The sequence below is a fragment of the Pseudomonas sp. 01L34 genome (assembly GCF_056400265.1).
Window position 1 is genome coordinate 556,840 of sequence record NZ_JBFTSX010000005.1, and the last position, 13,729, is coordinate 570,568.

Consider the following 13,729-nt stretch of genomic DNA (forward strand, 5'->3'; position numbering starts at 1 on the left):
CGGCTCCAACCCGATATCCTCCACACCCCAGCAAATGAAATGGATCAGGGAATTTTCGGTATGGCTTTTGGGATTTGCCCTACAGCCAGCGCTTGAGCTTCCCGGTAAGGTCGATGCTGCCCAGCTACAGGCTGGAATTCCCCAAGGACGAAAGGAAGCTGCATGTCCGGTTATGTGCCCAAACCAGCTTTGCCCAATGCGACTAGCCCCAACAACGGCGTAGAGCCTGTTGATATTAATGCCCAGCGTTGGGCTGAATACAAAGACCTCCCTCCGAAGCTAGAAGACAAGCCCAACGCCGTAGGCTGTGTGTTCGCAAAGAGCTGTGACCTTCCAGACGGCGTGATTGACCACAAGAAACCAGCAGGGTTTATCCCTGTCGAGAAGGTGGCCAACTATGGTGAGTTCGCCATTCTTGGTGGTCGTGAAACGGATGCAGACGGGAACATCCCCCTCAAGAAAGTTAGCGGTGCGATACCGGCAACACTCGGAACGCTTCTCTTGGGCGGAGCTGCTACGGCTGCTGGCGTGTCTTGCGGTGGCTTGTGTACTGCTGGCGCTGCTGTAGCTGGTGGAAGTGCTGCAACGGGTGCGAGCGCTGGTGCTGGTGCTGGTGCTGCTGGCGGGGTTCTCACTACCGGCGTTGCTGCTGGTGCGTTGGCTGGTTTTGTTGCACTGCTGTGGCCGTCCAGCTTGGGTGATAGCAGCCTGTACACAGAGGAACAACTTCAATCCCTCAAGAAAGGCCGCACACGGGTTCGGATACATGTCGAACAGCAGGCGGATGGCACCTTGAAGGGCTACGGGTACAACACCCAGAAGCGCACCGACTGGGAGATGATTCCGGTGGTGCAATTCAACGAGCAAGGCTCACAGCGAGTGGCGGACTTTGGCGATGGTGTAACACTTATATGGACGCCAGCCATTGACCCGTCCAGCACGTCGGGGATTCCTCCGCTAGAAGGTGCACCCCAAGCACCTCAGATTTGGATTTATCCGCCTACAGAACAGGCAGATAACATCATCGTCAGCCCTATATACCCCGACACTTACAAGGATTTTATTCTCGTTTTCCCTGATGGCTCTGGCATTCAGCCCCTGTATATCGTGATGAATGTCCGGCTTGATCCCGGCACCGTTACGGGACAAGGAAAGGATGTGACAGGCATCTGGCTTGCTGGAGCTACCTCTGGACTCGGTGCACCGATACCAACTGAAATTGCTAACCAACTACGAGGCAAAAGCTTCGGCACCTTCGACAGTTTCAGGCAGGCACTCTGGAAGGCGGTAGCCAGCACTGGACTAGTGGAACAATTCACAGACAATAACGTTGACCGTATGCGGGAAGGCAAAGCACCGAAGGCACGTTACAGAGACCGAGCGGGAAAGCGTGGATCATTCGAGCTGCACCATGCAGACGAAGTAGCCAAGGGTGGGAAAGTCTACGATGTCGATAACCTGAACGTCGTGACCCCCAAGCACCACATCGACATTCATAGAAACGGATGACACTGGTAATGAAAAACGATATCACCGACTACACCGAAGACGAATTCATCAGCTTCATGCACAAGCTGCTGGCTGAAAACAAAGCAGAAACTGATGACGTGTTAGATGTCCTGCTAGACCAATTCTGCGAAATGACTGGTCACCCAGACGGCACCGATCTCATCTACTACCCAGAGGACGGGTCAAGCGGATCAGCAGAAGACGTTACGCGTGTAGTGAGGGAATGGCGTGCTGCTCAAGGCTTGCCGGGATTCAAGGAGGATTGATTTCCAGCTCCTGGGGAAGGTGTGACGTGATGGCAAGCAAGGGAATCCGACGCTCTTGTAGCCGTGCAATCTCGGTATCCACCGCTGGCTGGTCACTCAGAGACTCCAACCCAAGGCGCTGCATGTCCATCCAAAACAGCACCACGGCGTTAACCAAATCTCGAAGAAGTGAAACCGGAATTCGAATGCCAGTCACCGGGGCACGGTAGATCAACGGTATTTCTGGGTGCTTGCTGGTATCTGCCCAATGCGGCCACAGTTCGGTGTATTCCTTACGCAGCTTCATCGCCGACTTGCCTTCGCCGTGACGGCATACGTTGCCAAGCGTCTGGAGAAGGTCAAGGCGCTTGTAGGAATCGAAGCGTTGAAAGTCGAGGCCGCGTATGTCGAGGAACAAGCTGTTCATGGAGACGCCCCATGTGACCTTTTCTAAGCGCTCTTGAATGTCATCGCCTAACTCCAAGGATTGGGCACAGTTCCTCAAGTACCTAGACAATTGCTGTTCCCACACGGACTGAATACCCAGGCAGAGCGCCATCGTCGTTTTGACAATCAGATTGGCGTGGTCGAATCCTTGGAACGCGGCAACTGCTGAGTCTGGATCGTTGGCAAGTTCGACAGCCTTCTTATCTAAGGCGGCTAGTGCTGGCTCAACCACTAGTGTCAGGAAATCCTGTGCCACGTCTCCGTATCGATTGGCGTAGGCATCCGCTATCGAAAGCTTCCATGCGTGAGGCGTTGTCATGTCTTCATCCTGATAGTGGTTAGAGTCGCTTTCCACAGAATCCCATGCCCCGTCAGTCCAATACAAATCCATCAGGAAGCATCTTCAGGGTGAATGAGTGAAGACAGGACACGCTGAAGGAGTAGGATCGGGTGACGCACAAGGAGGCTCACCATCATGAAGATGTTATTTGCAAAGACGCTACTGGTATCAGTACTGGGCAGCACAACAGCTACCGCTGCTACGTTCGATGGCTATCAATGCAAGGGCGACTGTTCAGGGCATCAAGCGGGGTATGACTGGGCTGAGCAGAACGATGTAGACGATGAGTCGTCTTGCAGCACTCCATCTGCCTCTTTCAACGAAGGGTGCCAGTCGTACATCGATGAAAACAGCGGGACAACTTCAGGGACCGCTTCATCAAATGATGACGACGATGATGAAGACGAAGAGTAAGGTCGAAGTCATATTCAAGGGAAAGACGTATCAGGCGAGCTATAGCGTCAGCCGAGGAATGGTCACCGCTCGATCAATATGTGGCGATAGCTCGGTGCATATCGGTGGGCTGACAGAGGCGTGGGCAGCGAAAGAGGCGCTTCACGCTCTTCTGTTAGGGGCCGAAGCCAGCGACTGTCTAGATACATGGCCTACAAACGACGCCTCATGAATACATGAAACTGGCAGCGGTCGTACTGACTAGGGTGCTGGTGAGTGGCGGCGCCATGTTGAGTGGGAATGAGCTTCTGAACCATCGCCTAGAAGGTATAAGACTTCTCGATAACGCCAGCACGCAAACGTTCACATTCGACTCTTATAGGCAATGGGCAGCACTATCGAAGCTGCCAACCCCAGGTGACTAAAGTAGGTCGACGCATCGGTGAACTACTTCGTAAGCAACGCTTGAATGCCACCAAACGGAAGGAAGCAACCTCCCATCGACTTCATCAAGAATCGAACTTTCATCACGCTGCCCTTCGCAAGATCGTAGCCATCTCCTTTACGCATGAAGGAAACGCTGACGTCTTGGGTTCCAATACCGTCGACGTTTAGAGCGACTTTATCGGCCTCAAGGATCACTGCTTCTCCCTGCCAAGTCATCCAGTGGTTCTTGTATTTGGCATCGAAGATATCGTCTTTCTTCTCGTCGCTAAATTTGCTCTTGCAACCTACATCGGCATTCACTTGCGCGTACGTGGCGGTACTGATTGGGTAATCAGGTTCTGCTGTAGGCTTGCTAGGGACGGACGATGGACTGTTAGCAATGCCCTTAATGACAAGGAATGCGAGCCCGAGAGCGAGGATGATTCCTATAGGACGTTTTACTGACATGATGAGCTTCCCTGCATTCTGAGAGCTACATGATGTCAGGACGACAGCATGCCCGTCCAGATGCGATCGTTCACCTTGCCACCTGCCGAAAAACGTCACTTAAACCCTCATTGATACAACCGGTATTGAACTCTGCATCACTTCAACGATGCCCTTGATAACAGAACACCCCCCTCCGCCAGCCCTCTCACCTTGAGCTGCTGAAGCATCAGTTTGATCTGCTGTGTGCTGAGTTGGACACGACACGTCAGGATTTACGAAGGGCTCATCGCAATATTGCAGACATAGTCGTCATGTACCGAGACTGCACGAAGGAGCTGGCCGCTCTGAAGATTGAGCATGAGCGTCTGTGATAGACGCTGAGTGACATGTACCGGAGAGAAGCTGAACGGGAGACGGCACGCATGGGCTATGCCTACGGAGATACGAAAAGAAGTGAGCATTTATGCCCACGAAATCGACCACTTACCACCTTCTATATATAGAGGGATTTTGCGATAGCGCTCGTTTTCGCAAAAAAGCGCTCTAATTGGCGAAAACAGCGATGCACGATCTACACCAGCGAATTCGCGACCTACACGCAGACTCCCTCTTTCACACACAATTTACGCATAGGTTTATCCACAGGTAGTACGTTGCAACACCCCGCCAAAACGCATTATCTTGTGGTCGCCTTCCTACAAAACCCTACATGTTGGGGTTTACGCACCCTGCAACGCCCACTCTCGCGAAGAAAGCTCTTTAATCGGAGGCGCCAACTACGTCTCGAAGCACCCTTTAGAGGGCCTCATTAGGGACTCCTGAGGGGCTATATGGGCGATTTTGACGTCAAAGGCGAAAGATGAGGCGGTCAGATCGAGAAAATTGCTCTGAATGCACCAGAGAGGCTTGCAGGGGTGCATTGAAGTCGATATAGTTCCCGCACAAACGCAGAAACCGCCAATGAAGGCGGTCTCGGCTGAAGATGTCTACGAGCAGTCGCGTCTTAGTTTTGACGGACAGAAACGCAACTACTCGCATCCTCCGACGCATGCGTTTGAGCACGTATCAAGAGAAGGACGCCATTTAATCCAATTGACGCCATTGCGTCAATTGGTGATTGATCGGTGGTCGCCTCTGGGTACGTGCGAACAACTCCCACGTAAATTAGAGGCTAACGCCATGCAAAACCAAAATAGCTTTACTCGCAGTGTAACTCGTGAAAAGACCGTTCACGTCCGTCAGTACCAACGCTTTCGCAATGGAGCGTGGGAGGATGTGTGCCAACATCACCGTAGTCTACCTCGGTAAGACCTAGTGACAAGCCACCAAGCTTTCGCTGATTTGGTGGTTCCCCCCCCCCCCGAAATGCGTGAGACGCCGATCACTCCAGCCGTGGGGGTTCACTGTCATGGCCTAGCATCGGATTTTCCGCACTGCTTGGTAATTGTTCCGCACGGGCTTGGGCTTTCCATGCGAATTTAAGCAACTCACCGATTCGATCAGTGAATGGCTTAGCGTCTTTGCCCAGTTTACCTGTGGCAATACCGAAATCGCCCATCAAGCTGTAGAAATGACTCAGATCAGAGACCTTCTTGTGCAGCTCTTTCTGCAACTCTTCCAATCGCTTCAACAGGCGTCGCTTATGGCCATCATCAAGTGCGGAATCACTCGCTAACAAACCACGCAATTCGTTGATCAGGTCTTGGATTCTGTTGAGGTCGCCGTCAGTGAACTCATAAGCAAATCCGTTCGCAAGCGTGATACCGAAACTCTTCTTCAGAGCCTCCAGTTTCTTCGCAGAAGACTGCCCAACAAAATCAGCCAGACTGTCAAAAAGGTAACGCTGCATGTTGTTGCAGACATAACCCATATGTCCTTCAACATCGGGATGGCCATTGCCGTTCTCAACGAGGCCGTGTTCCTCGAGACTCATAAGTGCGGCAGTAGCCTCCAAAAGAACGCCGTGAACATCTTCGGTCCAGTCGCCTGAGTCACTGCGAAAGTTAATAGCGAAGCGACAAATGCCGATTGCCCCCTCAATCGGGTCATCCCCGACCACCTTCAAAACTTCCTGCGGGATTCTCATAAACGCTCCTTGCTGATAGTGATGCACTGGCCCAGATACTAATCGACGCAGGGGAAAACCGCTTTCCACAGATCCTTTGCCCGCCGCCGGAAAAAGGGTGCAACTCATGAGGCGATCCAGATTCAGGCTGGATAAAAAATGATGGGGCTCCCCCGGCGTGACGTACTGCATCCAGCGAAGAGGGGCACTGTCCACACCGGGAGAGCGGAACAGATTGTAGTGGTTCTACAGAGAATCCGCCGAAGCGCTAAGCGGTGTGCAAAGAGGGGTGAATGAAAAGCTACGGAAAAGCAAAATAACATTGCCGCCCCTTTGGATCAGTCTGAGAGGCTCTACAACAGCTCTGGACTAGATACCCAAGGAGCCTGTCCAGGTTCAACAGCGAGACGTGGACCACCATTGCGAGCCTGTAGGACAATACAGGACTAGGTCAATCCTGAATTACGAGCGGCAACGTCAGACGCTCCATCAGACGCTTAACGGTCATAGGCTGGAAAGCGCTACCACGCTCGGTGGTGACACCCTTTGCGTTGAGGCACTTAGCGATAGCGCTATAGGTGGTGTGCTTATCGAAGAGGCAAGCCTTGATGTGATGCTCCAACATCTTTGCACGATTACCAGCGTTCACAGCTTTGGCTTCTAGGGCGGCGCCGTTGCCTACTGCCCATGCAGCTTCACGTCCTGCATCACGTCGTGAAATCTTGGCCTGCGCCTCAGCATCACCACGATCAGCGAGCACCTTCAATTCAGCCAAGCCATCCTTGGTCCTCTGGCGAATCTTCAACAGCTCTTCTTCAGCGAGCAGACTCTTTATGCTCCGCACCAGACTACTGCCGTGTACATCCTCGGCTTCTATAAACGTGTAGCGCTTTTGCAGCGTGACGAAGTGGGCATGGTCACGACTAAGACGATCTAGGCGGTGCACGACCACCGGACAAGACAATCCTTTAGCCATGGCGAGAGCCAGACGACACTGAGGACGTTCCAGAGGATCGACGCTACCTGATACTCCCTCATCTATGAACTGAGCAACGATGTCCCAATCGTTTGCCTCGGCGGCGATCTTGATAGCAGCAAACTGACCAGCTACAGACAGACACTGATCATCTGTAGACATCCGTGCATAAGCCACCACCTGTTTCATCGCTTCGTTCTCTCATCCATCCAATGAAAGGCTATCTTAACATATTGTTGACGGTCATCAACGATATGTTAAGACTATTCCTGACGTAGCAGGCGGATGACAGAAGTGATTCCTTCGGCGTTGAGGTCGAGGACTTGTAAAGCTGTGACTGCGTTGTCAGTAATGACGGTTGAACCTCGTTCGGCAACCCATTTGGCGAGTTCTTCAATAGCAGCACCGATACCGTTCTGATTGATCATCAGCAGCTCTAGGGCATTGGCTATGACTTCGTTCTTGTCTGTCATTGGGTGTCATCCTTGAGGGTGTGAGGGAATTCGAGCCAGTCCCGGCTGGTTACAGGAACACATTCCTACGCGAGTTTGATTTCAGGGCTTTAACAGTAATCCGCTATCAAAAGAAGCCCCATCATCACCGACGGGGCTGCTGGTAGCTACTACAAAACCTGATGCTCCTTTGGTCCATCCATATGCGAGTACCAGTAACGCACAGTAGAGATGTCAGCAGATTCCATTGCTGCACTCAGAATATGGCGAAGCTGCTTAGCCCCGCTGACACCATCCATTTTTGAAGGGATAGGGATGATCCAAGTACCTTGAAGACAGCGGCATCTGAAACTGTAAATTATGCGTTCGAACTGCTTGGCCTGAAAGCGGGTTGTTGCGGGACTCAGTGTAATGCCGAAGCGAATGTAATTTTTCATCTTGAACCTCTAATAAATTGGGCAGAACGAATGTCCTGTTCAATGTATTTAGTGAGGTCGATTTTCAAATCACGGCTTTTCAAGCAAAAAACTCAAATATTTTTCTCGAGACTGCCAACCGGCAGCGTTCCAGTCGCGTCTACACCCCTTCCAGCAGCTCCGATAACGACATCCCCAGACCGTCTGCAAGCACCTTGGCAGCGTCGAGGGATGGATTCGCGGTCCCAGTCTCAATCCGAGACATGTACGTCCTTACGAAGCCGCAGCGGTCGGCAAATGCCTCTTGGCTGAGCCCCCTGACTGCTACGCAGTTCGCGTACTCGTTGACCGAAGTTGTTCTGAGATTCTGATTTGGCTGCATTCCCGGATGATGGGGTGTTGTGCTCTAATTGTGAACACACCAACTGATGACACAGTCCACTAGCCTAATTAAAGGAATATAAATTGAAGGCTAAAATACATCAATTAATTCAAATAAAATCAATTTCATTGCTAGCCTTGGTTATTGCTGCATCTGGCTTTTCATTTTGCTCATTTGCGGAAACCAGCGAAGCGACTGTAAAAAAACTAATTAGCAATGCAGATGTTCTAAACTCAAGATGTCGCGGCGGATCAGGCGACGATCCAAATACTCATGTGGCTTGTTACGATCGAGACAAAGCATATTCCGAGCTAGTGAAAATTGGGTGGTGCTGGGGCAAGCCAGGGCAATACGGATATGAAAAAAAGTGGAACAAGTGCGAGCCAGCGCCAAATACTGCAATAGGCACGCCACGAAAAAGACCAGACGGGACCATAGACCCAAACTGGCACAGACTCACAAGCACTGCGTATTTCATAAAGCCAGAAGCTCAGGAAAGCCCGGTTCTGCTGGCATCAATTCGCGAAGGAAAAATATCAATCAACCTGATGGATACATCAGAAAGAATATGCAAGAGAAATGAAACAAGCGGACCAAACCCATCAGACCCTTATAAAATAAATGGGAAATACATACAGTTTTATTATTTCTGCTTAAATGGCAATAGAGTTTTCGGACCATCTACCACGGAAGGTAAAAAATACCTATTGGATTCTATTTCAAATGGAAGTACTAAAATTGAACTCGAGTCGGGTCCGGCACTGATTTTCTACGAAACCGATTTCGATTCGGTGCGAGAAGAGCTTTTAAAAACAGAGTCAGCTCTTTGAAAGCAAAAGCCCCAGCAAAGGGGCTAGTTTGCTGTACGGGTAGTTTGTTGTCGAGGTGCTCTTGCAGGACCAACTAAGCTATGATGCTGTGTTGGCTTGTGCGTCCTCACTGGTTGGTTGTGGGTTTTTACTTCTATCTGCGGTAGCTGTTGCACGCGTAAAGCGGAGCTTTGAGCGAGATACTCCCCCAGCTCCGCTGGAGTGTTTGCACCGAAAGCGATAAGCTTTCAATCGTTCACCCTGTAAAGGCGAATTACCACTGACCTACGGTCAAAGCTTTAGCACGGTCGAACGGCGTAGCCGTAGGGTTAGCACGTGTTCACAATAGTAGGACGTTCACAATAGTAGTGAGCACCACAGGCTAGCCTGTGGATAGTAATCCTCTTTGAATGCTGATGGATTTATTAATCCATTCCATCAGCCTACCTCTTCAATAGGGTCAAGTTTCAACTGTGCTAAATGTCAGGCATAGCCTGTCCTGTGCCAACCCTACGGCTTCGCTGTTCCACCGTGCTCAAGTCGAGAGGTTCCCTCTCCACGTGCAAAGCCCGCCGTTCGCTTCGCTCTCTTATTATATCCTGCCGTAATTAACCAACAGAGCCAAACGGGTCTTCGACAAAGTCCGCTTCATCCAGATCGAACTCTTCCCCCCATGCTTTGGTTTCTAAAATCTTCATCTCCAGACGCTGCTTCTCTGCTGGGTGAGTATCCAGATACCGTTCGATGTTACGGAGGGCAACACGACCAGCCGCAGCAAGGTATCGACCATACCGCTCACTGACCGGCTCCAGATCATGGTTGCGGAAGACAGGGTTGCCTGCAATCGCGTCAGTTGAAATCACCACCATTGTGATGACCTTCCGTACGTAGCCCGGCCTGATGTTCAGTTTGCCATTGCTGCTTTCAACTGAGATGTACATGCCTGCCATAACGGCATCTTCGATCCAGTGAGCATTCTCAGTAATCGCCAGCTGGATGATCGCAGCAAACGGATTTAAGCATACCTTCGGTTTGGGGCCGCGCTTTGATTTGGAGCTGGGAACATCGCCAGCGGTTGTTGGTTTAGCTGGCGCTGGCCCACCGAAATCTACGTACACCACATTATCGTTTTTCCTGACATCCATCGGATGCAGGTACTGGCTCGGGCTGGCTGGTGGTCGTGGAATTCCACATCGGTACTGTTCGATGGTGGCCTGGAGTGATGAAACGACAAACTGCCCATAGATTTCGCCAGTGTGCTTATCGATTCTGAAACCATCAATAATACTGGTTCGGCAATTTTGGAATTGAGGCAGGTAAACGGAGGTGGTTTTAGGATTGACTACGTCGGTTACCAAATCTGAGGCGAAAGCGTGCTGCATTATGATTCTCCTGTTCAATTTCATTTCATAGGCATGAGCCTCGTTGGGTAGTGGCCGCAAGCGAGTGCCTGCGGCAGTACATCTTTACAGCTCTTTAATCATGAATGTGGCGCGTATAACTGCGTAGTCGCTCAATCACACGAGCATCAATCGACCCTTCATACGTATCTGCCAACTCATTGCAATAGATCTGATGAGCTGTCTTGTACGCCTCGAAAGCTTCGAGAATGTTGTGGCATTTCCCTAGGTACTCTGACTTCCCATACATCGAAAGACGAGATATAAAACCTTCGCCTCTCGCCGCAACAGTTACGCCAATGGGAAGCACCCCTCGCTGACTTCGAGTATCTCGAAATATCTGATTGATCACCCTCGGAACAAGCGAGCAGAACTCCGGCGAGTACACGGTATTGAGTGGATCAAGAATATCCTTGTCCAGCTCCATGTCCGCCTCAGATGCGTAAGGCTGATCCACAAACCAATCTGCAAACTCTTGAAAGTCATGCCATTTTGGGCAAACCGTACAGCCGGCATATGCAGTAGCTCCCGACTTGTAGCACCGATTAAGCATGTCTTTCCATCGCTGAAATGAACGACATGTAGTCTCGTGATAAGGCATACCCAAAGCTTTGCGTCTTACCGCCGAATTGTAGCCAACTCCACAGAGCAGCTTGGCGTCTCGTGGTGGAGCAAAGAGGGGAGCCTCTTCACCCAATGAGTAGTCGAGATGGATGCCGAAGAATTCCGGGTATACGTAAACGGTTTTGATGCTGAACTGTTCATTGCTGTGCTTCATGAGTTCCTCCTAGATAGTAAAAAAAAGACGTAAAAAAACCGACTCAAAGGTCGGCATCGTCGTCATCGTTCTATCTTCAAGGAAGGAATGAACTCTGTTAGCGTCGGTGCTCGGCCTCGTTTCTGAGTTGGATCATTTGTAGATGATTCATGGTTAGTCTCACGTTGTAACTATAACCGTCGCTGGTGGTCAGCCAATATATAGACAGCACAATACCGATCATCTAGCACTGTATGGGTGCGGGACGTGTTCGGCATGTTTGTCTGAGATGGTCATAGTATCAGATCGAAACTTTTTGTCAAGAACTAGTTGACGCTGGTTGATAACTCTGAATCTCACTGCGGCATCTAAGCACCCCATCCCCACACGCCTCCAATGGCTTAAATCAGCACAAAACCGGTTTCAGCAAGGGAGAACGCCTCCTGCTTAGTCCAGACAGCCATGTAAGCCCGTAAACACTGGGCGGAGCGGAAGTGGGTACTCTGAAGTTGACGAATCTGGTGTAGGTTTTGCTGGGGTTACCGAGGGTATACGATGGGGGTCCGATGCTGGTTAAAGCGGCCTCGAAACTCCCAACGGTTGATAGGAGCCTCAAGGGAGAGTGGGAAGTTTGGATATCGCCTCCAGTTTCTGTGCTGCACTTGCACCCTGGCTGTACACATCGAATGTCACGGTTCCCGTTTCATGCCCTACCAACTCAGCGATCAACGTACCTTGCACGGATGCCCTTACGAGCTGAGTGATGACGGTTTTACGGATGGAGTGGAACACGTGCTGGGGTCCGAAACCTTGTGTCTCCTTGAGCCTGCCAAATGCCTTGGACAGTGCGTCCGACCTGATGCCGTACTTATTCTTACAGTCAGACGGCACCAGATACTCACCCTTGGAGTTCTCAACCAGACGATCAACGAGAGTTGATAGGGCAGGGTGTACAGGTACGACGCGGATACCGGCAGCAGTCTTGCTATCCACAATATCGAAGCTTTGGACGCCATCAGGCTTTATGACATGTTCGGCTTTCAGTTGGCATAGCTCTTCGATCCGGGCACCGGTATAGGTGCCAAGAAGGATCAGGTCTGCTAATACGTTGTGACCCTCTGCAAGCGCAGCATTATGCAGCTTGCTGATGTCATCCAATTTGAAGTCCTTCCTCTGGCCATCGGCCTTGGCTTTGCCCCTTACCTGCGGTAGTTCGTGATTCTCGAAGGGGTTTGCCCGATCCTTAAAATCCTCTCGCCAGCGAGGGTCGTGCCTCATTGCCCACTTCCAGAACACGTTACCGGCCAACAGGTATTGTGTGAGTGTTTTACTCGCCAACTTGAGGGAGTCCAACCATGCAGAGACGGCATCAAAGTCGAGACCTCGTTCCTCCTTTTTCAAGAACGTGGAAAGCTTCTCCAGCTTTGATTCCTGTTGGTCGATAGTCTTAGGAGCGACACTGCGAGCTTCCCGGTACTCACGGAATATTGTCAGTCGGGCTTTCGTGATTGGTGATTTCGGTTTGTGGGCTTTTGGATCGATCAAGATATTTTGCATTTCTGTTGCTTCGGCTGGCGACAGTTCCTGCACTGATGCGACTACTTCGCCAAACGTTTCGAGTAGCATCCTGTGGGCGAAGTCATGCAAAGCGATTTCACCTTCGAGACCTTGCATAGAGTAAACGCGGTCTGCTTCTGCACGTCGCCGTCTTCCATTTTCGGAGTCGTCGAAAACGAACTGGTAAAGCCCTTGAATATCCGCTGGGTCGTACGGAGGTACATCCTTCACTTCACCAAGCACCACATCTGTCTTGAGTTGGCGAAAAATCTGGGCAAATGATTGAGTAGATGTCGAAATTTGCTCTTTCCATCCGTCACCACGACTCGTTCGATTATCCCGTGCAGCTTGAATTTGTGCTTTCCAAGCCGCAAGGACGGGAAGCCGTCGATTCATGGCCTCAGACCGCAGTCCGGTTTTCAAGGAGTGAATCAAAACCTTTTTCCCGCCAATTGCTTTCTGTACATCGGCAGGGACTGCAAGTCGCACGTACCAAGTGGATTCACCTTTTTTCTGGATCAGATTGTCAGCCATTGGCACGCCGTGGGGTAGGGTAGTGATACAGTCGATTGTACTACTCAATTGTACTACTAATCGAGCTGTAGCCCCTTATGTGCGGCGTTTGTTGGGTGTTTTTGTCGTTTCTGGTGAGTCCCTATCTCTCCGCCATACATAGAAAAGCCCCGTAGATGAGAATCTACGGGGCTTTTTCGTTTCTGGTTTTTTGGTTTAGGGCATTTTTAGGGCAAGAGCGAAGGTTGGTTGGCTCGGTTACATCGCCGATAAAATAGAAGGCCCAAACATGATCCTAAACGGGTCAGCATCAGAGGATTGGGCGCATTTAAGATCGCATAAGCTAGTTGTGGATTACGGGTGGTTTGCCCGTCTCATAAGCAGCCGGAAGACTTTTCGGCTCTCTCTAAGCGCTCACCGCACATTTCATGGATCGCGCGTTTAAGTGCCCTTCTGCTCGCTTGGGGAGGAGGGCTCCGCATCCATACGTCGTGCGATGACATCAAACAAGTCGCAGTCATCACGCAGCGGAATGAAGCAGTGCGAAGTCGCCGCGAGCGACGTGATACTCCGGGCATTCCACCAATCCCAG

The 13,729-nt window shown here is 51.0% G+C and carries 13 protein-coding genes; 4 read left to right on the plus strand and 9 right to left on the minus strand.

Annotated features, from left to right (window positions below):
• Positions 1-162 precede the first annotated feature (162 nt).
• Positions 163-1,509, plus strand: coding sequence for an S-type pyocin domain-containing protein (locus AC1DQM_RS18235; RefSeq protein WP_477746620.1), 1,347 nt, complete (start codon positions 163-165; stop codon positions 1,507-1,509).
• 8 nt (positions 1,510-1,517) lie between these two features.
• Entirely contained in the window at positions 1,518-1,775 is a 258-nt protein-coding gene (locus AC1DQM_RS18240; protein ID WP_477746621.1) for a bacteriocin immunity protein, read from the plus strand.
• Here AC1DQM_RS18240 and AC1DQM_RS18245 read toward each other — a convergent pair.
• Complete coding sequence (locus tag AC1DQM_RS18245; RefSeq protein WP_477746622.1) at positions 1,762-2,520, minus strand: hypothetical protein; 759 nt, start codon at positions 2,518-2,520, stop codon at positions 1,762-1,764. The two genes, AC1DQM_RS18240 and AC1DQM_RS18245, sit on opposite strands and share 14 nt — an antisense overlap.
• 156 nt (positions 2,521-2,676) lie before the next feature.
• Between AC1DQM_RS18245 and AC1DQM_RS18250 the strand changes: the two genes are divergently transcribed.
• Positions 2,677-2,955 carry a hypothetical protein gene (locus AC1DQM_RS18250; RefSeq protein WP_477746623.1) on the plus strand — a complete coding sequence of 93 codons (279 nt, stop codon included), beginning with the start codon at positions 2,677-2,679 and terminating at the stop codon, positions 2,953-2,955.
• A gap of 426 nt (positions 2,956-3,381) precedes the next feature.
• On the opposite strand, the gene AC1DQM_RS18255 is transcribed toward AC1DQM_RS18250, so the two are convergent.
• The 5 genes from AC1DQM_RS18255 to AC1DQM_RS18275 all read right to left on the minus strand — a co-directional run bounded on the left by AC1DQM_RS18255 (position 3,382) and on the right by AC1DQM_RS18275 (position 8,101).
• A complete protein-coding gene (locus AC1DQM_RS18255; protein WP_477746624.1) occupies positions 3,382-3,828 on the minus strand; it encodes a hypothetical protein in 447 nt (148 codons plus the stop codon).
• 1,363 nt (positions 3,829-5,191) lie between these two features.
• Positions 5,192-6,004, minus strand: a complete 813-nt coding sequence (locus tag AC1DQM_RS18260; protein WP_477746625.1) for a hypothetical protein — start codon at positions 6,002-6,004, stop codon at positions 5,192-5,194.
• A 322-nt stretch (positions 6,005-6,326) separates the two neighbouring features.
• Entirely contained in the window at positions 6,327-7,040 is a 714-nt protein-coding gene (locus AC1DQM_RS18265) for a recombinase family protein (RefSeq protein WP_477746626.1), read from the minus strand.
• 74 nt (positions 7,041-7,114) lie between these two features.
• Complete coding sequence (locus AC1DQM_RS18270) at positions 7,115-7,324, minus strand: hypothetical protein (protein ID WP_477746627.1); 210 nt, start codon at positions 7,322-7,324, stop codon at positions 7,115-7,117.
• Positions 7,325-7,879: 555 nt separating this feature from the next.
• A complete protein-coding gene (locus tag AC1DQM_RS18275; protein WP_477746628.1) occupies positions 7,880-8,101 on the minus strand; it encodes a helix-turn-helix domain-containing protein in 222 nt (73 codons plus the stop codon).
• A gap of 83 nt (positions 8,102-8,184) precedes the next feature.
• Here AC1DQM_RS18275 and AC1DQM_RS18280 point away from each other — a divergent pair, with 83 nt between their 5' ends.
• Positions 8,185-8,931: a hypothetical protein gene (locus tag AC1DQM_RS18280; RefSeq protein ID WP_477746629.1), complete on the plus strand. Its 747-nt coding sequence runs from the start codon at positions 8,185-8,187 to the stop codon at positions 8,929-8,931.
• Positions 8,932-9,518: 587 nt separating this feature from the next.
• Here the strand turns inward: AC1DQM_RS18280 and AC1DQM_RS18285 are convergent.
• The 3 genes from AC1DQM_RS18285 to AC1DQM_RS18295 form a co-directional block, all read right to left on the minus strand.
• Positions 9,519-10,292 (minus strand): hypothetical protein, encoded by a 774-nt coding sequence (locus AC1DQM_RS18285; RefSeq protein ID WP_477746630.1) that lies wholly within the window; start codon positions 10,290-10,292, stop codon positions 9,519-9,521.
• Positions 10,293-10,386: 94 nt separating this feature from the next.
• Positions 10,387-11,088 carry a hypothetical protein gene (locus AC1DQM_RS18290; protein ID WP_477746631.1) on the minus strand — a complete coding sequence of 234 codons (702 nt, stop codon included), beginning with the start codon at positions 11,086-11,088 and terminating at the stop codon, positions 10,387-10,389.
• 591 nt (positions 11,089-11,679) lie between these two features.
• Entirely contained in the window at positions 11,680-13,158 is a 1,479-nt protein-coding gene (locus AC1DQM_RS18295; RefSeq protein WP_477746632.1) for a tyrosine-type recombinase/integrase, read from the minus strand.
• Between the last annotated feature and the right edge of the window lie 571 nt (positions 13,159-13,729).

What these genes read in the sequence shown, in the direction of transcription:
- AC1DQM_RS18270 (WP_477746627.1), bottom strand. Translation starts at nt 7,324, where the DNA reads ATGACAGACAAGAACGAAGTCATAGCCAATGCCCTAGAGCTGCTGATG.
- AC1DQM_RS18265 (WP_477746626.1), bottom strand. Translation starts at nt 7,040, where the DNA reads ATGAAACAGGTGGTGGCTTATGCACGGATGTCTACAGATGATCAGTGT.
- AC1DQM_RS18255 (WP_477746624.1), bottom strand. Translation starts at nt 3,828, where the DNA reads ATGTCAGTAAAACGTCCTATAGGAATCATCCTCGCTCTCGGGCTCGCA.
- AC1DQM_RS18245 (WP_477746622.1), bottom strand. Translation starts at nt 2,520, where the DNA reads ATGACAACGCCTCACGCATGGAAGCTTTCGATAGCGGATGCCTACGCC.
- AC1DQM_RS18275 (WP_477746628.1), bottom strand. Translation starts at nt 8,101, where the DNA reads ATGCAGCCAAATCAGAATCTCAGAACAACTTCGGTCAACGAGTACGCG.
- AC1DQM_RS18240 (WP_477746621.1), top strand. Translation starts at nt 1,518, where the DNA reads ATGAAAAACGATATCACCGACTACACCGAAGACGAATTCATCAGCTTC.
- AC1DQM_RS18285 (WP_477746630.1), bottom strand. Translation starts at nt 10,292, where the DNA reads ATGCAGCACGCTTTCGCCTCAGATTTGGTAACCGACGTAGTCAATCCT.
- AC1DQM_RS18295 (WP_477746632.1), bottom strand. Translation starts at nt 13,158, where the DNA reads ATGGCTGACAATCTGATCCAGAAAAAAGGTGAATCCACTTGGTACGTG.
- AC1DQM_RS18260 (WP_477746625.1), bottom strand. Translation starts at nt 6,004, where the DNA reads ATGAGTTGCACCCTTTTTCCGGCGGCGGGCAAAGGATCTGTGGAAAGC.
- AC1DQM_RS18235 (WP_477746620.1), top strand. Translation starts at nt 163, where the DNA reads ATGTCCGGTTATGTGCCCAAACCAGCTTTGCCCAATGCGACTAGCCCC.
- AC1DQM_RS18250 (WP_477746623.1), top strand. Translation starts at nt 2,677, where the DNA reads ATGAAGATGTTATTTGCAAAGACGCTACTGGTATCAGTACTGGGCAGC.
- AC1DQM_RS18290 (WP_477746631.1), bottom strand. Translation starts at nt 11,088, where the DNA reads ATGAAGCACAGCAATGAACAGTTCAGCATCAAAACCGTTTACGTATAC.